This window comes from Pseudoalteromonas sp. SG41-2, from assembly GCF_014164535.1.
GTDB classification, from domain to species: Bacteria; Pseudomonadota; Gammaproteobacteria; order Enterobacterales; family Alteromonadaceae; genus Pseudoalteromonas; species Pseudoalteromonas rhizosphaerae.
The window spans coordinates 1-21,225 of the sequence record NZ_JACJFK010000026.1 but is presented as its reverse complement, the minus strand read 5'-3'; the positions used below and the strand labels follow the sequence as shown (position 1 = coordinate 21,225).

At 41.1% G+C, this 21,225-nt stretch carries 19 protein-coding genes; 17 read left to right on the top strand and 2 right to left on the bottom strand.

The window, feature by feature from the left end; all coding sequences use genetic code 11:
• Positions 1–14: 14 nt before the first annotated feature.
• The 13 genes from rsmG (at position 15) to glmU (ending at position 11,133) form a co-directional block, all read left to right on the top strand.
• Positions 15–635, top strand: a complete 621-nt coding sequence (rsmG, locus tag H5186_RS17910; protein ID WP_149983167.1) for a 16S rRNA (guanine(527)-N(7))-methyltransferase RsmG — start codon at positions 15–17, stop codon at positions 633–635.
• 14 nt (positions 636–649) lie between these two features.
• Complete coding sequence (locus H5186_RS17905; protein ID WP_145241697.1) at positions 650–1,435, top strand: ParA family protein; 786 nt, start codon at positions 650–652, stop codon at positions 1,433–1,435.
• 17 nt (positions 1,436–1,452) lie between these two features.
• Positions 1,453–2,370, top strand: coding sequence for a ParB/RepB/Spo0J family partition protein (locus H5186_RS17900; protein WP_182794747.1), 918 nt, complete (start codon positions 1,453–1,455; stop codon positions 2,368–2,370).
• A 142-nt stretch (positions 2,371–2,512) separates the two neighbouring features.
• The gene (locus H5186_RS17895) at positions 2,513–2,893 is read left to right on the top strand and encodes an ATP synthase subunit I (RefSeq protein WP_145241693.1); all 381 of its coding nucleotides are present in this window, start codon (positions 2,513–2,515) and stop codon (positions 2,891–2,893) included.
• A 15-nt stretch (positions 2,894–2,908) separates the two neighbouring features.
• A complete protein-coding gene (atpB, locus tag H5186_RS17890; protein WP_145241691.1) occupies positions 2,909–3,751 on the top strand; it encodes a F0F1 ATP synthase subunit A in 843 nt (280 codons plus the stop codon).
• A gap of 68 nt (positions 3,752–3,819) precedes the next feature.
• Complete coding sequence (gene atpE, locus H5186_RS17885) at positions 3,820–4,053, top strand: F0F1 ATP synthase subunit C (RefSeq protein WP_009838908.1); 234 nt, start codon at positions 3,820–3,822, stop codon at positions 4,051–4,053.
• Positions 4,054–4,105: 52 nt separating this feature from the next.
• Entirely contained in the window at positions 4,106–4,576 is a 471-nt protein-coding gene (gene atpF, locus H5186_RS17880; protein WP_145241689.1) for a F0F1 ATP synthase subunit B, read from the top strand.
• A 15-nt stretch (positions 4,577–4,591) separates the two neighbouring features.
• On the top strand, positions 4,592–5,125 hold the full coding sequence (gene atpH / locus H5186_RS17875; protein WP_145241687.1) for a F0F1 ATP synthase subunit delta: 534 nt from the start codon (positions 4,592–4,594) through the stop codon (positions 5,123–5,125).
• A 14-nt stretch (positions 5,126–5,139) separates the two neighbouring features.
• Entirely contained in the window at positions 5,140–6,681 is a 1,542-nt protein-coding gene (gene atpA / locus H5186_RS17870; RefSeq protein WP_145241685.1) for a F0F1 ATP synthase subunit alpha, read from the top strand.
• 60 nt (positions 6,682–6,741) lie between these two features.
• A complete protein-coding gene (gene atpG, locus H5186_RS17865) occupies positions 6,742–7,602 on the top strand; it encodes a F0F1 ATP synthase subunit gamma (protein ID WP_145241683.1) in 861 nt (286 codons plus the stop codon).
• A 33-nt stretch (positions 7,603–7,635) separates the two neighbouring features.
• Positions 7,636–9,021, top strand: coding sequence for a F0F1 ATP synthase subunit beta (gene atpD / locus H5186_RS17860; RefSeq protein ID WP_145241681.1), 1,386 nt, complete (start codon positions 7,636–7,638; stop codon positions 9,019–9,021).
• A 13-nt stretch (positions 9,022–9,034) separates the two neighbouring features.
• The gene (locus H5186_RS17855) at positions 9,035–9,457 is read left to right on the top strand and encodes a F0F1 ATP synthase subunit epsilon (RefSeq protein ID WP_145241679.1); all 423 of its coding nucleotides are present in this window, start codon (positions 9,035–9,037) and stop codon (positions 9,455–9,457) included.
• Positions 9,458–9,774: 317 nt separating this feature from the next.
• The gene (glmU, locus tag H5186_RS17850) at positions 9,775–11,133 is read left to right on the top strand and encodes a bifunctional UDP-N-acetylglucosamine diphosphorylase/glucosamine-1-phosphate N-acetyltransferase GlmU (protein WP_145241677.1); all 1,359 of its coding nucleotides are present in this window, start codon (positions 9,775–9,777) and stop codon (positions 11,131–11,133) included.
• 59 nt (positions 11,134–11,192) lie between these two features.
• Here the strand turns inward: glmU and H5186_RS17845 are convergent, their stop codons facing one another.
• A complete protein-coding gene (locus tag H5186_RS17845) occupies positions 11,193–11,936 on the bottom strand; it encodes a siderophore ferric iron reductase (RefSeq protein WP_182762622.1) in 744 nt (247 codons plus the stop codon).
• A 15-nt stretch (positions 11,937–11,951) separates the two neighbouring features.
• Complete coding sequence (locus H5186_RS17840) at positions 11,952–14,039, bottom strand: TonB-dependent siderophore receptor (protein ID WP_182762628.1); 2,088 nt, start codon at positions 14,037–14,039, stop codon at positions 11,952–11,954.
• Between the two features lie 129 nt (positions 14,040–14,168).
• Here H5186_RS17840 and H5186_RS17835 point away from each other — a divergent pair, with 129 nt between their 5' ends.
• The 4 genes from H5186_RS17835 to H5186_RS17820 are packed head-to-tail and all read left to right on the top strand — an operon-like array spanning position 14,169 to position 20,659.
• Entirely contained in the window at positions 14,169–15,755 is a 1,587-nt protein-coding gene (locus tag H5186_RS17835; protein WP_259400366.1) for an aspartate aminotransferase family protein, read from the top strand.
• The gene (locus H5186_RS17830) at positions 15,748–17,064 is read left to right on the top strand and encodes a lysine N(6)-hydroxylase/L-ornithine N(5)-oxygenase family protein (protein ID WP_145241673.1); all 1,317 of its coding nucleotides are present in this window, start codon (positions 15,748–15,750) and stop codon (positions 17,062–17,064) included. The genes H5186_RS17835 and H5186_RS17830 overlap by 8 nt, the downstream gene beginning before the upstream one ends.
• On the top strand, positions 17,061–18,257 hold the full coding sequence (locus tag H5186_RS17825; protein ID WP_145241671.1) for an MFS transporter: 1,197 nt from the start codon (positions 17,061–17,063) through the stop codon (positions 18,255–18,257). Before H5186_RS17830 ends, H5186_RS17825 begins: the two co-directional genes overlap by 4 nt.
• Positions 18,257–20,659, top strand: a complete 2,403-nt coding sequence (locus tag H5186_RS17820) for a GNAT family N-acetyltransferase (protein WP_145241669.1) — start codon at positions 18,257–18,259, stop codon at positions 20,657–20,659. Before H5186_RS17825 ends, H5186_RS17820 begins: the two co-directional genes overlap by 1 nt.
• The last annotated feature ends 566 nt before the right edge of the window (positions 20,660–21,225 follow it).

Sequence of the window (21,225 nt, the reverse complement as noted above, 5' to 3'; positions counted from 1 at the left end):
CATTAAGGAATACTGTGTTACAGCAACAATTAACTACTTTGTTAGCGCAAACTGATATTGCGCTAACTGAAAAACAGCAGCAACAATTGGTTCAATATGTTGAGTTACTCAACAAATGGAACAAAGCTTATAATTTAACCTCAGTGCGTTTACCTGAGGATATGATGATTAAGCATATTATGGATAGCTTAGTTGTTGCACCTCACCTACCCGGTCATCATTATATTGATGTTGGTACGGGTCCTGGTCTTCCGGGTATCGTATTAGCTATTGCATTACCTGAGACACAATTTATTTTATTAGATAGTTTAGGTAAACGCGTGCGTTTTTTAATGCAGGTAAAACATGAGCTAGGTCTGAAAAATGTAACCCCAGTGCAGTCTAGAGTTGAAGATTATCAACCAAGTGTTAAATTAGATGGTGTATTGAGTCGTGCTTTTGCATCTTTACAAGATATGGTTGACTGGTGTTCGCACTTGATTGATCATTCAGGTAAGTTTATTGCCTTAAAAGGCGTATTTCCAAGTGAAGAGCTAGAATCTTTACCAGCAGGTGTTAAGTTCGAGCAAAAAATCACCTTGGAAGTACCAAAATTAGATGCGCAAAGACATTTAATTATTCTTTCTAAAGACTAGGGATCAGAGATACTGTGGCAAAAGTCATCGCAATAGCAAACCAAAAAGGTGGTGTGGGTAAAACCACCACAGCAGTTAATCTCGCGGCATCAATGGCTGCAACTAAACGTAAAGTGTTGCTTATTGATCTCGATCCGCAAGGCAATGCAACCATGGGTAGCGGCGTAGACAAATACGGCGATGTGGCAACAATTTATGATTTATTAATCGAAGATAAACCAATTGAAGAAGTTGTTACTAAAGAAACCTCTGGTGAATATCATTTAATTGCTGCCAATGGTGATGTTACCGCCGCCGAAGTTAAACTGATGGAGCTTTATGCTCGAGAAGTACGACTACGCAATGCGCTTGAAAAAATATCTGATCAATATGAATTTATTTTTATCGACTGCCCACCATCACTGAACATGCTTACGGTGAATGCAATGGCGGCCGCGGATTCAATTTTAGTGCCTATGCAATGTGAATATTATGCGCTTGAAGGTTTAACCGCATTAATGGACACAATTACGCAATTAGCCAAGTTAGTTAATCCAAAACTACAGATTGAAGGGATTTTACGTACTATGTACGATCCGCGTAATCGTTTGGCCAATGATGTATCTGAGCAGCTTAAACAACATTTTGGCGATAAAGTATACCGCACCGTGATCCCACGTAATGTACGTTTAGCTGAAGCGCCGAGTTTTGGTGCACCCGCAATGTATTATGACCGGGCATCAAGTGGCGCTAAAGCGTATTTAGCACTTGCCGGTGAAATGTTACGCAGAAAAGAAAAAATATCCCCAATCGTCGCCTAACTTGAGGTAAAAAGAACATGTCTGCTAAAAAACGCGGTTTAGGCCGAGGACTCGATGCTTTATTAAGCTCGTCAAAACCAGCACCGAGTGCCCGCACTGAACAACCCAACGTGAGTGAGCAGGATGTAATTATTCAGTCAACCAGTAGTGAATTGCAAAAGCTACCGATTGAGTTTTTACACTCAGGTAAATATCAGCCACGTAAAGACATGTCCGAAGAAGCGCTTGAAGAGCTAGCAAGCTCAATTCGATCGCAAGGGATTATTCAGCCAATTGTAGTTCGTCCAGTAGCAGAAAACAGTTATGAGATTATTGCTGGTGAACGTCGCTGGCGTGCTGCACAAATAGCTAAGCTAGACGTAGTACCATGTATCATTAAAGATGTGCCTGATGAAGCTGCGGTGGCCATCGCATTGATTGAAAATATTCAACGCGAAGATCTAAATGCCATGGAAGAAGCGGTTGCATTGCACCGATTGTTAACTGAGTTTGAATTAACTCACCAACAAGTGGCAGATGCCGTAGGCAAATCACGCACGACGGTAACTAATTTATTACGACTAAATAACCTTAATGATGATGTTAAAATATTGTTGGAACATGGCGATATTGAAATGGGTCATGCGCGTTGTTTATTAGCCCTTGAAGGTGAAGCACAATCTGATGCTGCTCGACTGGCTGTAGCAAAGGCTTTAACTGTACGCGAAACAGAAAAATTAGTTCGTTCAATTATTGAACCTGCCCCTAAAAAAGAAACTTTCGAAAAAGATCCAGATGTCAAGCAGTTAGAACAACAATTAGCCGAAAACTTGGGTGCAAAAGTTGAAATTAACTACAACAAAAAAGGCAAAGGAAACTTAGTTATTTCGTATACTAACTTAGAAGAGTTAGATGGAATTTTAAGCCGTATAAATGCAGAGAATTCCGAGCATTAATAAATATCATGTCCAAAAAGAGACATTCGTCGCAAATTTGCACCACAATACACCGACTCAAGTTGCAAAACTGGTAGGAATCAGTATAATTTCGCCAGTTTTCATGCCCTGACAATTAGATTGCCACTAAGGTTAACTAAACGTGACAAATAAGTTAGCGAGGCCATATCGGCTTGCCGCATTAAAATTAATATGTCTTCAGGGTGTTGTAGCATTAGTTGCTGCTGTAATCATTTTTGTTGGTTGGGGAGTAGATGCCGGCCTTTCAGCTATCGCTGGAGGCACTGTAGCGGTGCTCCCTAATTTTGTATTTGTTATCTATGCATTCCGTTATATGGGTGCTAGTAAAGCAAAACAAGTGTTTGCCTCGTTTAAACGCGGCAACGGATTAAAATTTTTGCTAACAATCTTTTTGTTTGCGCTGATATTTAAACTGTATCCGGTAATCTTTTTGCCATTTTTTTGTAGTTTTATATTAGTGATGTTCGTTGGATTGTTCGCGCCAGTTTTTTTTAATCATTAACTTTTGGGATATAACATGGCTGCAGGTGAAGAGCTAACTCTAACGGGTTACATCAAGCACCACCTAACCAACGGTCAGGTGCGTCTATCCGACGACCCTAACAATTGGTGGATGGTACTTAATGTCGATACCCTCGCATGGTCTATCGGTTTAGGATTGATCTTTCTATGGATCTTCAAGCGCGCTGCGAATAAAGCAACGCTTGGTGTTCCTGGTAAATTTCAGTGCTTTATCGAGATGGTCGTAGAATTCGTTGACTCTAACGTGAAAGATACCTTTCACGGTAAAAGTAAACTAATTGCCCCTCTTGCTCTGACAATTTTTGTCTGGGTATTCTTGATGAACTTAATGGATTTAATACCTGTTGACTTCCTACCAACTGCTGCGGCATTGATTAGTGGTGAGTCTTGGGATGTTATTTCAAGCGGTCAATCGCATACTTATATGAAAGTGGTACCTACAACAGATCTTAACTTAACGTTAGCAATGGGTTTAGGTGTATTCGCACTTATCATCTTTTATTCGATTCGCGTTAAAGGCGTTATGGGTTTTGTTAAAGAACTTACATTACAACCGTTTAACGTTAAGAACCCAGTGGTTCAAGCACTATTTATTCCAGTAAACTTGTTACTAGAGCTAGTAACCTTGTTTGCTAAGCCAATCTCATTGGCACTACGTTTATTTGGTAACTTATACGCAGGTGAATTGATCTTCATTCTGATTGCAGCGATTGGCTTATTCCAATTACCACTGCATTTCGTATGGGCTGTGTTCCACATTCTCGTAATCGTATTGCAAGCATTCATTTTCATGATGCTAACAATTGTATACCTGAGCATGGCGTCAACTGATCATTAATCAGACGTCAGTTCAATAAAGATTTTTTTACTTAAACTTTAAACTTTGAAAATTAATCGGAGAAAACAATGGAAATCGTACTAGGTCTTAAATATATCGCTGTAGCGTTACTTATCGGTTTTGGTGCTTTAGGTACTGCTATCGGTTTTGGTAACTTAGGTGGTAAATTCCTTGAGTCTGCTGCTCGTCAACCTGAGCTTGCACCACAACTACAAGTTAAAATGTTCATCGTAGCGGGTCTTATCGATGCTATCGCGATGATCGGTGTAGGTATTGGTCTATACATGTTGTTCGCACTTTAATATTGAAAAAATACTTTATCCGCGATCAACTATTGACTAAGGAGGAGTGGTTGTGAGTTTAAACCTTACTCTACTCGGCGAATTAATAGCATTTATCGTTTTTGTTTGGTTCTGCATGAAGTTTGTGTGGCCACCACTTAACGGTGCTATTGAAGCTCGCCAGAAAAAAATTGAAGATGGTTTAGCGGCCTCTGATAAAGCTGAAAAAGATCTTGAACTTGCTCGTAAAAAAGCAACTGCAGAACTTAAAGAAGCTAAATCACAAGCTGCTGAAATCATCGAGCAAGCTAAGAAGCGTGCAACGCAAATCGTAGACGAAGAGACATCTCGTGGTCACGACGAGCGCGAAAACATCATTGCTCAAGGTCATTCTGAAATTGAAGCCGAGCGTAACCGTGTTAAAGAAGAACTGCGTAAGCAAGTTGCTACTTTAGCGGTTATCGGCGCACAGAAGATTCTAGAGCGCGAAATCAATGAAGCCGCGCACAGCGACATTGTTGAAAAACTTGTAGCTGAGCTTTAATAGGAGGGTCTGAGCATGTCTGAATTGACTACAATCGCTCGCCCATACGCTAAAGCGGCCTTTGAATTTGCCGTTGAAAAAGGCGTAGTTGAGAGTTGGAATGATATGTTGTTTTTTGCTTCAGAAGTGGCGAAAAATGAACAAGTCGCTCAATTCCTAACTGGAAGCGCCTCTGCTGATAAGCAATCAGAAATTGTTATTTCTGTTTGTGCAGAGCAACTCAACGAATACGGTCAAAACCTTGTAAAGGTGATGGCTGAAAATGGACGTTTGACCGCCCTACCAGCTGTTGCACAATTGTTCTCTGCTTTTAAAGCAGATTACGATAAAGAGATTGATGTTGACATCACCTCTGCAACAACCCTTGCTGCAACGCAGCAAGAAACACTGGTAGCGGCACTTGAAAAACGTTTCGCACGCAAAGTTAAGCTGAATTGTAGTGTTGACGAATCACTTGTTGGTGGCCTTATGATTAAGGCTGGAGACACAGTAATCGACGGCACTGTTCGCGGTAAATTAAACCGTTTAGCCACTACACTACAATCGTAATTGGGAAGAAGAGCATGCAACTTAATTCCACTGAAATTTCTGATCTGATCAAACAACGTATTGAGAAGTTCGAAGTTGTAAGTGAAGCTCGTAACGAAGGTACAATTGTATCTGTTACTGACGGTATCATTCGCATTCACGGTCTTGCTGACTGTATGCAAGGTGAAATGATTGAGCTTCCAGGCAACCGTTATGCTATCGCACTAAACCTTGAGCGTGACTCAATTGGTGCAGTAGTAATGGGTCCATACGCTGACCTTACAGAAGGCGTAAAAGTATACACAACTGGTCGTATCTTAGAAGTTCCTGTTGGTGCTGGTTTACTTGGTCGTGTTGTAAACACACTAGGTGCACCTATCGACGGTAAAGGCGCTTTAGATAACGACGGTTTTGAACCTGTAGAAAAAATTGCACCGGGTGTAATCGAACGTAAATCAGTAGATGAGCCAGTACAAACTGGTTATAAATCTATCGATGCGATGATCCCAGTGGGTCGTGGTCAACGTGAACTTGTGATCGGTGACCGCCAAACAGGTAAAACTGCACTAGCAATCGATGCAATCATCAATCAAAAAGACACAGGCGTTAAGTGTGTGTACGTAGCGATTGGTCAAAAAGCATCTACTATTGCTAACGTAGTACGTAAATTAGAAGAGCACGGTGCATTAGCAAATACTATCGTAGTTGTTGCATCTGCTTCTGAGTCTGCGGCACTTCAGTACTTAGCACCGTTCGCGGGCTGTACTATGGGTGAATACTTCCGTGACCGTGGTGAAAACGCATTAATCGTATATGATGATTTATCTAAGCAAGCAGTTGCTTACCGTCAAATCTCATTGCTACTTAAGCGTCCACCAGGTCGTGAAGCATACCCAGGTGACGTATTCTATCTTCACTCTCGTCTTCTTGAGCGTGCATCGCGTGTAAACGCTGAGTACGTTGAAAAGTTCACCAATGGTGAAGTGAAAGGTAAAACAGGTTCATTGACGGCATTGCCAATCATTGAAACTCAAGGCGGCGACGTTTCTGCGTTCGTACCGACTAACGTTATCTCTATCACCGATGGTCAGATCTTCTTAGAAACTGACTTATTCAACTCAGGTATCCGTCCGGCAGTAAATGCTGGTATCTCGGTATCGCGTGTTGGTGGTGCTGCACAAACTAAAATCGTTAAGAAACTAGGTGGCGGTATTCGTCTAGCCCTAGCTCAGTATCGTGAATTAGCTGCGTTCTCGCAGTTCGCGTCTGACCTTGATGATGCAACTCGTGCTCAACTTGAGCATGGTGAGCGTGTAACAGAGCTAATGAAGCAGAAACAGTACGCGCCAATGTCTGTTGCTGAAATGTCTTTGTCGTTATTTGCAGCAGAGAAAGGTTACCTTCAAGATATCGAAATCGTTAAAATCATGGATTTCGAAGCTGGGTTACTTTCTTATGCAAACAGCACATACGCAGAGCTTATGGCTCAAATCAATGAAACTGGTAACTACAATGCCGAGATCGAAGCGCAGCTTAAAGAACTTCTAGAGAAGTTTAAATCTACGCAAACTTGGTAATTTAGTTATAAATGGTGCGCTTTAGTTCGCTAAAGCACACCTTGATTCGGAGAAAGAGTCATGGCCAGCGGAAAAGAGATTAAAAGCAAGATCGGTAGTATTAAAAATACTCAAAAGATCACTAGCGCTATGGAAATGGTTGCTGCGTCTAAAATGAAAAAGGCACAGGAACGAGTGGCTTCAAGCCGTCCGTACGCTGAAAATTTACGCAAAGTGATCGGTCATGTTGCTAATGCTAACCTTGAATATCGCCATCCATATATGGAAGAGCGTGAGGTCAAGCGCGTTGGTTATATCGTCATTTCTACCGACCGTGGTTTATGTGGTGGCTTAAACTCTAATGAGTTTAAGAAAGTATCTTTAGATATCAAAGCGTGGAAAGAAAAAGGTGTTTCTGCAGATTTCGCAGTTATGGGCTCAAAAGCCGGCACTTTCTTTAACCGTTTTGGTGGAACAGTACTTGCCAAAAAATCAGGGTTAGGCGATGCGCCTTCTATTACCGACGTAATTGGTCCGGTAAAAGTAATGCTAGAAGCATTCAATGAAGGCAAATTAGACCGCTTGTATGTGGTTTACAACAAGTTTGTAAATACCATGAAGCAAGAGCCAACAATCGATCAGTTGTTGCCTTTGCCAAAAGACGAAAGCAAAGAACTTGCACACCGTTGGGATTACATTTACGAACCAGATCCAAAAGCAATTTTGGATACATTAATGGTTCGTTTTGTGGAATCTCAAGTATACCAAGGTGTAGTTGAAAATGCTGCCTCTGAACAGGCCGCCCGTATGGTTGCAATGAAAGCTGCAACTGATAACGCAGGCGACCTTATGGATGAGTTACAGCTTGTTTATAACAAGGCTCGCCAAGCGGCAATCACACAAGAAATTAGTGAGATTTGTTCTGGTTCAGCAGCAGTTTAATGCTTCGGGCAAAGATTAACGAGAGGAATAGACATGAGTTTAGGTAAGGTCGTCCAAATTATCGGCGCCGTTGTGGATATTGAATTTTCACAAGACAGCGTGCCAGCCGTATATGACGCGTTAAAAATAACAGATGGCGATTTAGCTGGTTTGACTCTAGAAGTTCAACAACAGCTAGGTGGCGGTGTGGTACGTACTATCGCACTAGGTACTACTGACGGTTTACGCCGTGGTGCATTAGTATCAAACACAGGTGAAGCGATTCAAGTTCCAGTTGGTAAAGCAACGCTTGGTCGTATCATGAACGTACTTGGTGAGCCAATCGATGAAGCTGGTCCAATCGGCGAAGAAGACCGTATGTCTATTCACCGTGCAGCGCCTTCATACGAAGAGCAATCAAGTTCAGTAGAACTTTTAGAAACTGGTATCAAGGTAATCGACCTTGTATGTCCATTCGCTAAAGGTGGTAAAGTTGGTTTATTCGGTGGTGCCGGTGTTGGTAAAACCGTAAACATGATGGAACTTATTCGTAACATCGCAATCGAGCACAGCGGCTACTCAGTATTCGCCGGTGTTGGTGAGCGTACTCGTGAGGGTAACGATTTCTACCATGAAATGAACGATTCAAACGTACTTGATAAAGTATCGCTTGTATACGGTCAGATGAATGAGCCTCCAGGTAACCGTTTACGCGTAGCGTTAACAGGTCTTACTATGGCTGAAAAGTTCCGTGACGAAGGTCGTGACGTACTTTTCTTCGTAGATAACATCTACCGTTACACACTTGCTGGTACTGAAGTATCTGCACTTCTTGGTCGTATGCCATCAGCGGTAGGTTACCAGCCTACACTTGCTGAAGAAATGGGTGTACTGCAAGAGCGTATCGCATCTACTAAGACGGGTTCAATCACTTCAATCCAAGCGGTATACGTACCTGCGGATGATTTAACGGATCCATCTCCAGCAACAACGTTTGCTCACTTAGATGCAACAGTAGTACTTTCGCGTGATATCGCGTCACTTGGTATCTACCCAGCGGTAGACCCACTTGATTCATCTTCACGTCAACTTGATCCATTAGTAATTGGTCAAGAGCACTACGATACAGCACGTGGCGTTCAGACAGTTCTTCAGCGTTATAAAGAACTTAAAGACATCATTGCAATCCTAGGTATGGACGAGCTTTCTGACGAAGATAAGCAACTTGTATCTCGTGCACGTAAAATCCAACGTTTCCTATCTCAGCCATTCTTCGTGGCAGAGGTTTTCACAGGATCACCGGGTAAATACGTGTCACTTAAAGACACAATTGCTGGCTTCAAAGGCATCTTAAACGGTGAATTTGATGATATGCCAGAGCAAGCGTTCTACATGGTTGGCTCTATCGAAGAAGCTCAAGAAAAAGCCAAAAACATGTAATTAGGAGGGTAGTATGGCAGCTATGACTGTACATCTTGACGTAGTAAGCGCAGAGCGGAAGTTATTCTCTGGTCTGGTTGAATCGATTCAAGTAAGCGGTAGTGAAGGTGAACTAGGTGTAAACCCAGGACATGCGCCACTATTGACTGCCCTTAAACCTGGTATGGTACGTTTAGTAAAGCAATTTGGTCACGAAGAAGTAATGTATGTTGCTGGTGGTACTCTAGAAGTGCAACCGAACATAGTGACTATTTTGGCTGATGTAGCGGTTCGTGGTGAAGACCTTGACGAACAAGCAACAGAAGCAGCTAAACGTGAAGCTGAAGCGCAAATGGCGAATTCTTCAGCCGCTGAATTAGATTATCAACAAGCAGCAGTACAACTTGCAGAAGCAATTGCACAGCTACGCGTTATTCAGCAATTACGTAAAAAGTAAGCCTATCTGGTTTTCAAAAAGCCCACTTTATGTGGGCTTTTTTGTGCTTGAAATATACTGCATTGTTATTTTATTAGAACGCTATCATTTTTCTAAACTCTACTTTTACAGCTCTTTATCATTATTTTTACTTATATCCTTCATCGATCCCCGTTACAATATAACTAATACAAAGCAAGTTGTGATTTCAGCTTAGATTCAGTGGCTACTGCTAGATTGCCATTGAGTAAGTGCACATGATGTGACTTACGTAATCTTTTTGAATTTACACGCGCTTATTTATTTCAATAAAACAAAGAAAGAAGGAAATTGTTTTAATGTCACTTACTACTGTAATTCTTGCTGCGGGTAAAGGTACTCGTATGCGCTCTGCTCTACCTAAGGTGCTGCATAAAGTTGCCGGTAAACCTATGGTGCAACACGTTATCGATAATGCTAAAGCACTCGGTGCGACATCTACTAACTTAGTTTTTGGTCATGGCGGCGAATTATTACAACAACAACTTGCTGACAACGATGTAAACTGGGTACTTCAAGCTGAGCAGCTTGGTACTGGCCATGCAGTGGCACAAGCAAACCCACATATTAATGATGAAGACACTGTATTGGTTTTATACGGTGACGTACCACTGACAAAGCAATCAACCCTTGAGCGTTTACTCGCTGCCACACCTAAAAACGGCTTAGCCGTGCTTACTGTTAATTTAGCTAACCCTAATGGTTATGGCCGTATGTTACGTGTTGATGGCAAGCTCGTGGGTATTGTTGAGCAAAAAGATGCAAGCGCAGAGCAATTACTTATTAACGAAGTAAACACTGGCATTATGGCTGTAAACGGTAAACTGCTGAAAAGCTGGTTAGGCAACTTATCTAACGAAAACGCGCAAGGTGAATACTACCTCACAGATATAGTCGCAATGGCGCACAGTGAAGGTGTAGAGATAAGCTCAGCACAACCAGATCATCCAATGGAAGTTGAAGGTGCAAATAACCGCGTACAACTTGCAGGCCTTGAACGCGCATATCAGTCGTGGCAAGCCGAACAGTTAATGCTTAATGGTGCAACGCTTGCCGACCCTGCTCGCATTGATGTACGCGGCGAAGTGACAACTGGTGAAGATGTATTAATTGACGTAAACGTTATTTTTGAAGGTAAAGTTACTCTTGGTAATAACGTTGAAATTGGCCCTAACTGCGTACTTAAAAATTGTACGATTGGCGATAACGTAATTATTAAAGCTAATACCTTAATTGATGATGCAAGCGTAGCCGACAAGTGTACTTTGGGGCCTTATGCACGTCTGCGCCCAGGTGCGATTATGGAAGAAGACTCGCATATTGGTAACTTTGTTGAGATGAAAAAAACCCGTTTAGGCAAAGGCTCTAAAGCAAATCATCTTTCTTACTTAGGCGATGCTGAAATTGGCGAAAAAGTAAATATTGGTGCCGGTACTATTACCTGTAACTACGATGGCGTAAATAAAGCCAAAACCATTATTGGTGATAATGCCTTTATTGGCTCTAACTCATCGCTTGTTGCACCGGTAAACATTGGCGCAACAGCAACTGTTGGTGCAGGTTCTGTGATCACTAGCACCGTTGAAGATGAACAGCTAGCAATCGCACGTTCAAAACAGCGCAACTTAACCGGTTGGAAACGCCCAGTTAAAAAGTAAGCGCAGTAGTGTTTACCTTAGCTAGAAAAGCGAGTTTATACTCGCTTTTTGCTTTTTATTTAGCTGTAACATACTGCTATTAACTCCTGTTGCATCCGTTGAACTTTAATTTGCTGAGGTTGTTTTGGGCAATTAGCGCACTTTGCAACATTACCTATTTGGTAATGCAAACAACATGTTTTTCGCGTTAATGCTAATGAGTCTGAGCAAGCTGTAAGCATAATAAACTCCCCCGCCTCTGAGATATCGAGAGCATGCAACCAGTGCGCTGCCATTACTTGAATATTAAACTGCGGCTTTCGCTTTGCATGAAGTAGTAGTATTGCTAATAGCGTGTCAGCTAATAAGGGCATCGCCAAACGCTCATTAAGCCTTGCAACGAGGTTTAAATCTGTGAGTAACTTAACAACATAGCGTTTCAAATGGGCAGCCATATCCGTTACTGCCTGTTGCTGGTTTTGATGGTACTGCGCTTTTATAGTGGATAGTTGCAGCCCTGCAATAACACCTTGCTGATAGTGTTGCTTAAAGTTTTGCAAAGAAAAGCTCATATTAAGTTCATGAACGCTGATAAGCGCTAAATAGACAGGTTGCCAATACAGCATTCCCCAGCTTTTGATTGCCCAATAACTGCGCCCAGCAGCGGGGTATTGCTGCTGCCAATACTGGTGTAACCTTGCAACCAGCAATGAACTCGATTGTATATCGAGCCAATCTGTTGATTGTTCTGGTACTTTTAAAGCACTGTGGTAGCCCTTAGCAAGCTTTAACAGCTTACTAAGGGCGAGTTGTTCAGCGTTCATAACGAGTTTAAATACTTAAAATGAGGCGTTTAAACTAAGCTCAACACTGCGCTCAGCGCCCATCCAACAGCCATTTATATCAAAACAAGCACCCACATAACGTTTGTCTGTTAAGTTACTCACGGCTAAACCGATTTTATAGCTGTCGTTAAAACGATAGCTAGCGGCAGCATCAAGCAAGGTATAACCCGGTACTGTATCGGAATTTAAGGCATCTAACTGACTTTCACCGACATAACGTACACCGCCATTAAATTCCAGTGCATCGTTAAAGAAGTAATTTAACCACATTGAGGCTTGTTGCTCTGCTACCCAAATTGGTGTTTTACCTTCCAATGCCGGGTTTTGTGGATTATCTATTACCTCAACATCCATATCTGTTAGATTTACAGTAACATCAAGAGTGTCAGTGAGTTGCTGATAAACACTGATCTCAAAACCCTTCGATTGTACTTCACCATTTTGTGTGTATTTCATAAAGTCTGGAGTGTTAACCACCACATCTTGTTTGCGCAAATCAAAAAAGGCCGCGGTTACTTTAGTTGTTGCATCATTGTTGTGATATTTCATCCCGACTTCAATTTGCTCTGCGGTCGTTGGTTTAAATGCTTTGCCAGTTAAGGTATCTACCCCCGAAGTGGGCTCGAATGATTCTGAGTAACTGGCATAAGGAGCAATGTTATTATCAAAGGTATAAATTGCTGCAATACGAAAAGTGGTATCGCTTTGATCGATTTCTTGACTACTAGATATACCGCTTTTCGTATCATCTGTAACACTGTAGTAATTATCATAACGAAGGCCAGCAATCACTGTCAGCGCATCGAGCTTTATCTCATCTTGAAGATAAAAACCGCGTTGAGATTGCTCTAAACGGCTAAATTGACGATAGCTATCTAAAGCGGCTGTAGTAGCTGCATTAAACTGGCTGTGATCTGGATTTGATAAATCAAGTGTTGGCGTATTTGCACCAAAAGTGTCGGCATAGTCAAATGTAGAATCAAGGGTTTGATATTCAAAGCCAAATAATAGCTGATGATTAGTATTCGCTAAACCAAATTGCACAGCGAGTTGGTTATCAATCACGAAGCCTTCAGCGTCTTCAATGGTTTTATAGGCAGTACGAGTTAAAATTTTATCTGCATCCGCTAAGCCGAAGTCATAGCTATTTTGTTGCGTGGCATCGGCATTGGTATAACGAAAGTTTTGTAAAAACGAAATTGAATCTGAAAATTCATGATTTAATTTATACCCGATCATAGTGACTTCACGAGCAAACTCAGCCCAGTTTTCATCGCCAGCATACGCATCAGCATCTAACTTACCGTAACTGGCTTCGTAAAGTGTGCCTTTCGCGGGTAATGGCGTTGATGGCACCATTTTAGGATCGTCTTGATAATATAAGTTAAGGTTTAAGCTTGTTTGCTCACTTATCTCAAAAGTTACTGAGGGCGCAATGGTGATTCTTTCTTCTTCGGTTGTTTGCTGTTGGCCGTCGCGGCTACGGGCAAGTGCAATAAAGCGATAATTAACGCCGTCGGTAATAGCGCCTGTGCTATCTAAAGCTAATTCAGCCAAGCTATTGCTACCAATTCGGGCTCTAATATTGTGCTCAGAGGATGCTTGTGGCGTTTTTGCTGTTTGGTTAACCATGCCACCTGGAGGTGCCGATCCGTATAAAACCGATGCTGGGCCTTTTAAAATTTCGACACTTTGTGTTGCATACGCATCTACTTGTGGAGCTAAGTTATAAGCTAGGTTGTATTGCAGCGGTAAACCATCGTAAAAATTACGGTAACTTTCAAAACCACGAATCGTATATTGGTCAAAAATCGTTACTGTACTGCGATTTTCAGGTGTGATCCCAGAAACATAGCGCAATGCTTCATTAACGGTATCTACTTGGCGTAACTCTAGTAATTTATTGTCGTAAACCTCAAAACTCATAGGCGATTCAATCGGTGTCAAACTCGATTTGGTCCCTGTTGAACGATAACTTTTTCCATATACTTCAATACTTTCTATGTCGTCTGCGGCTGGCTTTTCTGCAGCAAACCCATAGTTACTCATTAAACATAATGATATTGCAGATAGTCCAAACATTGATTTTTTTAACACAATCACTCCTTAAATTTTACTAGAATTAAACCATTGACACTTTATTGGAAACGCGATTAGTATACATTCTCATTTAGATTTATCAATTGTTTTCAATTAAAGGTGATCGTGCTCATGGTTCAGTTAAATGTGTTACTGGCGGATTCACAGCAGCAAGCTTCAACTAATGAAGCAAGTTCAATGCTTAATTCAATGTTTAATAAGGAAAATATAGATAATTTTAAAATAGGTCTTGAGCAGGTTATGCAATTGTTGGAGCAAACAATCGCAACACAACAAAAACCATTTAGCGGTATATTACCGCAGGAGCTAGCTAAAAAATTTATTGGTATTGACCTTAATCAACCGCTGTTTGATATACCGGACGCACTAGAAGAAGTTGCTCAGCTTTATCTTAAAGATGCTGTTTATTTTAATAATCCACGCTATCTCGCGCATTTAAATTGTCCGATTGTTTATCAAAGTATCCTTGCTGAATTGCTCGCTACTTCGATTAATACTGCTGTAGAGACCTGGGATCAAAGTGGTGGTGCCACTTTTATTGAACAAAGTATCGTAGATTGGACACTCTCAAAACTGGCGCTTGGTGAGCAGGCTGATGGCGTATTTACCAGTGGTGGTACGCAATCTAATTTGATGGCGATGTTGTTAGCTCGTGATTTTCAGTGCCAGTTATATGCAGGGCATACTAATAAACAGCAAGGTTTACCACACGACTTTAGGCGACTAAAAATTTTCACCTCAAAAGTTAGCCATTTTAGTATTCAAAAAGCCGCCGCAATTTTAGGACTTGGTTACGATGCTGTTGTAAGCGTTCCGTGTGATGAATATTTTAGAATGGATATGACCGCTTTAAATCAGGCGATCGAACACTGTCAGCAACAAGGCGATATCGTTATGGCCATCGTTGCAACAGCTGGAACAACTGATTTTGGTAGTATCGATCCATTAACGCAGATAGCTGAAATAGCTAAGCGCTGTGGTGCGTGGCTTCATGTTGATGCTGCTTATGGCGGGGGCTTATTAATCACGCCCAATAATAAACACAAGTTAGCGGGTATTGAATGCGCAGATTCGGTCACTATTGATTACCATAAGTCATTTTTTCAGCCTGTTAGCTGCAGTGCTTTTTTTGTAAAAGATAAGCAACATCTATCAGTTGTTACTTATCATGCCGAATATTTAAACCCATTAAGTCAGCAACAAGCGGGAACGCCAGATCTATGCAATAAGAGCATTCAAACCACACGACGTTTTGATGCGTTAAAGTTGTGGTTTTCACTGCGTACGGTAGGAGCTCAAAACTTAGGTGTAGCATTTGAACAAGTGATGCATTTAGCACGACAAGGTTATTTGTTATTAGCCTCTGAAGCAGATATTGAAATTATTCATCAGCCGCAGTTAAGTACACTGGTATTTCGTTTTGTTGGCGATAGCGGTGCTACAGATAGTGAATTGGACGCCGTAAATAAATATATTCGTAAACAGTTATCTCGCCAAGGTGAGGCGTTGATCGCGGCAACTAAGGTAGCAGATAAACAATATTTAAAGTTCACCTTACTGAACTGTGCCACCACTATCAATGATATCCAGCAAGTTGTAAGGCTTATAAAGCAATATGGTTATCAATACTTAGCAAGTGATTTAGCGAACGAACATGCTCCTTTAAGTCTTGCACTGGAGGAAGTTAGCTATGGATAAGTCCATTTATGATGTTATTGGTATTGGTTTAGGGCCATTTAATTTAAGTCTGGCATGTTTAACTGCGCCACTTGAAGGAGTCAGCAGCCTCTTTTTAGATAAAAAAGCTGAGTTTAATTGGCATCCAGGCATGATGCTTCCTGAGGTAAGTTTACAAACCCCCTTTATGTCTGACTTGGTAACGCTTGCTGACCCTACTAGCCCTTATAGCTTTTTAAACTATATAAAGCAGCAAGGTCGACTGTATTCTTTTTATATTAGAGAAAACTTTTTCTTACTTCGCCAAGAATATAATCAGTATTGCCAGTGGGCAACAAAGCAGCTGCCTAATATACGTTTTAATTCTGAGGTTCAGCATGTTGAGTACAGCCAAGACGAAGATATTTATATAGTACAAACAGCAGAACAAGTGTATCTAGCTAAACATTTAGTGTTAGGCACCGGGCCGGTGCCACGTCATCCTCAATGTGCTCAAGCATTTAAGTTGCAAGAGGGGGTTATTCATTCTAGCAACTACTTAGCCAATAAAAGTCAATTACAGCAAAAACAGTCGATCAGCATTATTGGTAGCGGGCAAAGTGCCGCTGAGATTTTTTATGATTTATTACAAGAGATTGATCAGCATGATTATCAACTAAATTGGCTTACTCGTTCTTCACGGTTTTATCCGCTCGAATACACTAAATTAACGTTAGAAATGACCTCACCAGAATACGTTGATTATTTTTATCAATTACCAGAACAAAAACGCCAGCAGTTAAATCGTCGTCAGCATAATCTCTATAAAGGTATTAATAGCGAATTGATCAACAATATTTTTGATTTGCTTTATAGCAAACGGCTAACAGCTAAATTGCCAGTAAGCTTGCACACAAACTCGGCATTGATTGATATGACCTACCTGAGCCACCAGCAGGGTTTTGAACTTAGCTTAGAGCAAACTGAACAGCAGCAAGGTTATTCACTAAACACCCAAAGCGTTATTTTTGCAACGGGTTATCAGTCTTACCAACCGAGCTTTTTAGCTGGGATCAGTCATTGCATTGATAGTGACGACGCGGGGCTTTATCAAGTTGCTCGTAATTACTCAATAGACAAGCAGCATCAACGTATTTTTGTACAAAATACAGAGCAACACACCCATGGTTTTGTGACTCCTGATTTAGGCATGGCATGTTATCGCAACTCTTGTATTATTCGTGCGATCACCGGACATGAATATTATCCAATAGAACGTAAAATAGCTTTTCAGGAGTTTGCTGCGCCCAATTATGAGTTAAGCGACGAAGTAGAGCAGTTTCGCGCATGAGTAAGCAGTTTAAAGTTTTGTTGATCGCGGTAACGGTATTTGCAGTGCTCAGTGATTCAATGTTATTGCCGTTTTATCCTACTTTCTTTAGTGCGGTATTTAATATAAGTGACCCTGCCTATGTTGGCACTTACATTGCTGCCAGCTGCTTTGTTGTCATGGTATGTTTTCCTATTTGGGCCTTCATTAGTAAATACATTAATGTGCTACCTTTATTGGTTTATAGCCAAATTGCTGCGGGTGTATTTAGTGTCAGTAGCTTTTTTGCTAGCGACTTAAATTGGTTTTGGTTTTCCTCCATGGCTATGTTTGCTTTTAAAGCCAGCTATTTACTGGTTTATCCATACTTAATGAGCTTGGAAGCGAAAAAAAATCACGTTGCGACGATTGCAATGCTTAGTGTTGTGGTGCACTTTGGCGCCATACTTGGCGCACTTGCTGGTGGCTTTGTGTTATCGGCTCTTCCTGGCAAAGCCGCATTTTTAATAATGGCTCTAAGCGATTTTACTCAGGTTTTTGTGTGCGCCTATCTCATAAGATTAGCGCCTAGTAAAAATCAGTCGCCTCCAGTAGCAAAAACATCAATCACTTCATCAAGTCGTTGGCCTGTATATCAACTTGGCATTGTTATGTTGTGCTTTTACTTTAGTGCTTTTTTGATCCGGCCTTTTTTTGCGGCATATTGGCAAAGTATTAGCGACACCTCCAGTATCGTCCTAGCGAGTGTTGTGTTTTCTATCCCTGCTTTTATGGCATTGCTTGCGCTGTGCTTTAATCATTGGCGGCAGCACACAAATCGCAACCCCATCAACTTATTAGTTGTCTTTATGTTGATCATTACAGGCGTTGCATTACAAGCCAGCCCTCTTTACTTAGTAGTGATCGCAGGACGCTGCCTGTTCGGTCTATCGCTATTCATTATTATTGTGCGTCTTGATCTGCTGCTTTACCAAGTGAGTACGCCAGACAAGTACGCTGAAGATTTTAGTAAAGTCAGTTTTTGCCAAAGCTTAGGTGTACTTTTAGCTTCTTACTGCGCGGGTTTGCTGGTTAAAAGCTCTGGTTTAGTAATACCTTTTTGGGTCGCCGCTGGTGGGCTCGCTATATCTGCTTGTTGTTTATGGCTACTGAGCAAGCAAAGTCGACGCCATACTCCTTGCGCCAATCTGGCATCGACCACGAGGGCTCAATAATGTCCATTACAGCAGCTGTTTTTTGTCAGCAGTTTACTAATATCGCAGAGCTTAGCTTAAGGCCATTTAGCCTTGCACAAGATCTCGCGTTAATTCACCAGTGGGTTACTCAGCCTCATGCGCAGTTTTGGGGCATGCAGGAATTTACCATTGAGCAGTTACAGCAAGAATATCTAAGCCTGTTAGCACATAGTGATATTTATATCGGCTACGCAAACAATAGCGCGTGTTTTTTAGTTGAGTTATATGACCCTCTATTAGATGAAATAGGTAATCATTACCCCGTCAAAGCAGGTGATATTGGCATGCACATTCTGATTGCCCAAAGCAATAACAAGGTGCATGGCTTTACTTGGTCGGTGTTTCAACTGGTGATGAATTTCATTTTTGCTAATGACAAAAATCAGCGCGTTATTGTTGAACCCGATATTCGCAATAACAAAATTCATTGTTTGAATACTAAAGCCGGCTTTCGTTATCAATCTGCGGTTAGGTTAACTCATAAAACCGCACATCTCGCATTTTGCACGCGTGATAACTTTTATCACGCATTAAATAAGGATAATACTATGAAGCACATTCCCCTGAGCCCAGAGCAAGCCGTCAGTCATTTAACGCCACAGCTATGGCGGCATGTAAATAGGTTACATGTTCGCAAAGCTTTGAGTGAGTTTGCTCATGAGCGGCTGATAAAACCGCAATTGACCAATGAAGATGCAGATTGGCAATATTTTGAGCTCAGTACAGACAAAGAAAGCATTGTTTATCGCTTTAAAGCCAAGCTGGGGTATTTGAATCACTGGCATATAGCAGCAGACTCAATTGAAAAACAAATAGATAACCAAGTAGCCGAGCTCGATTCAATCGCCTTTATTTGTGAGTTACAACATAGTTTAGGTATCAGCCAAGCTATGCTGCCTACTTATTTAGAAGAAATAGCCAGTACTTTATATGGCAGTGCTTATAAGCATCAGCTGCCAGCATTGACTGCCGAGCAACTCACCACTGCGGATTTTCAACAGGTAGAGAGTGCGATGACGGAAGGTCATCCTTGCTTTATAGCAAACAATGGTCGAATAGGGTTTGATACCAATGATTATCGCCAATACGCACCAGAGACTGGCGCGCACTTACAGTTGGTTTGGCTAGGTGCGCATAAAGATAGAGTGGTGTTTTCGACCACCGATGATTTAGATTATCAAACACTCATAACGCAAGAGCTATCGACGCACACCATAGAGTCATTTAAGCAAAAGCTATTAGCGCGTGGAGTAAATAGTGACGATTACTTTTTTTTCCCCGTTCATCCTTGGCAGTGGTTTAATAAACTCGCGTCGTTATTCTCTAACGATATTGCTGATCAGCATTTGGTTTGCTTAGGATACAGTGAAGATGAATATCAGCCGCAGCAGTCTATTCGTACTTTTTTCAATAAAACACATCCGCATAAACGCTATGTAAAGACCGCACTGTCAATTTTGAATATGGGATTCATGCGTGGTTTATCGCCTTATTATATGAGTGCAACTCCCGCAATTAACGATTGGGTAGCACAAGTAGTATCACAGGATCCGTACTTAGCTGGATCCGGTTTTACAATTCTGCGTGAGGTTGCAGCAATTGGTTATTATAATCACGCTCTAGAAGCCGCAACCGATCAATACAGTCCATATCGAAAAATGCTTTCTGCACTTTGGCGTGAAAGCCCAATGCCAAAGATAAAGAGTAATCAGCGCTTAATGACCATGGCGTCGCTGCTGCATATAGATAATCAAGGACAAGCGTTATTACCTGCTTTGATAAAATCAGCCAAGATAGGTACTCATATATGGATTGCTAAATATCTAAAAGCATACTTAGATCCACTCCTTCATTGTTTCTACTCCCATGACTTAGTCTTTATGCCTCATGGTGAAAACTTGATCCTGTTACTTGAGAACAACATTCCAGCCAAAGCAATAATGAAAGATATTGCCGAGGAGATAGCTATTCTTAATAAAGATTTAGTACTGGCGGATAATATTCAACGCTTAACTGTGGATGTGCCCGATGAATTAAAAGTGTTGTCAATTTTTACAGATGTGTTTGATTGTTTCTTTAGGTTCGTGGCTGATATCCTTGATCAGCAAAACGACTATTCAGAACGAGACTTTTGGCAACAAGTTGCAGAGTGTGTAATTAGCTATCAACAATCACACCCAGAACTAAAAGATAAGTTTATCAAGTATGATCTATTTAGTGCTGATTTTACCTTGTCGTGTTTAAACCGATTACAGTTAAGTAATAATCAGCAAATGATAGATTTGGCAGATCCGGCAAAAAATCTTAAATTTGAAGGAAAATTAATCAATCCGATAGCCGCATTTAATCCAATTAAAAAAGATAACAGTGCAACAGTTTAATAATTGCTATTTAGCTATGAGATGGATCAGGTCTGTATGCGCAGCTTGGTTGCTCTCATAGCTGAAAATTTAAGCGAAAATAACGCTGCAACGCCTTGTTTGTATGCCTTTTGAGCAAATAGTTAATTAATTTAATAAAACTGAAATAAAGCGTTGACGGCCTCAAGAATATCCCTATAATGCGCATCCACTGACCCGGCAGGCAGCAATGAAAAGCGCTGAACAAACGGTAAGTAAGTCGAGTAAAACTTAGCTTTGAAATCTTTTAAAAGAAACTAAAAATTAAGTGTTGACAAAAAAATAGGAAAGCGTAATATGCGCAGCCCTAGCGAGATAAAGTTTAACTTTAACCGCAACGTTCTTTAACAATATAAAGCAATCATCTGTGTGGGCACTCGTACAGATTGAGTTCTAACAGCCGAGCTTAGTTCGCTAAGCAAGGCAAAAAATTTAGAGTCTCAATGTGATTTCTCGAAAGAGAAGCTGAGTGACCAACAGAAGTAACTTATTTATAAGTTGCTTCGGCACAGTCAATTCAATATCGAAAGATATTAAATAAATTCAGA

What these genes read in the sequence shown, in the direction of transcription:
- H5186_RS17900 (WP_182794747.1), top strand. Translation starts at nt 1,453, where the DNA reads ATGTCTGCTAAAAAACGCGGTTTAGGCCGAGGACTCGATGCTTTATTA.
- atpB (WP_145241691.1), top strand. Translation starts at nt 2,909, where the DNA reads ATGGCTGCAGGTGAAGAGCTAACTCTAACGGGTTACATCAAGCACCAC.
- atpE (WP_009838908.1), top strand. Translation starts at nt 3,820, where the DNA reads ATGGAAATCGTACTAGGTCTTAAATATATCGCTGTAGCGTTACTTATC.
- atpH (WP_145241687.1), top strand. Translation starts at nt 4,592, where the DNA reads ATGTCTGAATTGACTACAATCGCTCGCCCATACGCTAAAGCGGCCTTT.
- atpA (WP_145241685.1), top strand. Translation starts at nt 5,140, where the DNA reads ATGCAACTTAATTCCACTGAAATTTCTGATCTGATCAAACAACGTATT.
- atpG (WP_145241683.1), top strand. Translation starts at nt 6,742, where the DNA reads ATGGCCAGCGGAAAAGAGATTAAAAGCAAGATCGGTAGTATTAAAAAT.
- atpD (WP_145241681.1), top strand. Translation starts at nt 7,636, where the DNA reads ATGAGTTTAGGTAAGGTCGTCCAAATTATCGGCGCCGTTGTGGATATT.
- H5186_RS17855 (WP_145241679.1), top strand. Translation starts at nt 9,035, where the DNA reads ATGGCAGCTATGACTGTACATCTTGACGTAGTAAGCGCAGAGCGGAAG.
- glmU (WP_145241677.1), top strand. Translation starts at nt 9,775, where the DNA reads ATGTCACTTACTACTGTAATTCTTGCTGCGGGTAAAGGTACTCGTATG.
- H5186_RS17845 (WP_182762622.1), bottom strand. Translation starts at nt 11,936, where the DNA reads ATGAACGCTGAACAACTCGCCCTTAGTAAGCTGTTAAAGCTTGCTAAG.
- H5186_RS17840 (WP_182762628.1), bottom strand. Translation starts at nt 14,039, where the DNA reads ATGTTTGGACTATCTGCAATATCATTATGTTTAATGAGTAACTATGGG.
- H5186_RS17835 (WP_259400366.1), top strand. Translation starts at nt 14,169, where the DNA reads ATGGTTCAGTTAAATGTGTTACTGGCGGATTCACAGCAGCAAGCTTCA.
- H5186_RS17830 (WP_145241673.1), top strand. Translation starts at nt 15,748, where the DNA reads ATGGATAAGTCCATTTATGATGTTATTGGTATTGGTTTAGGGCCATTT.
- H5186_RS17825 (WP_145241671.1), top strand. Translation starts at nt 17,061, where the DNA reads ATGAGTAAGCAGTTTAAAGTTTTGTTGATCGCGGTAACGGTATTTGCA.
- H5186_RS17820 (WP_145241669.1), top strand. Translation starts at nt 18,257, where the DNA reads ATGTCCATTACAGCAGCTGTTTTTTGTCAGCAGTTTACTAATATCGCA.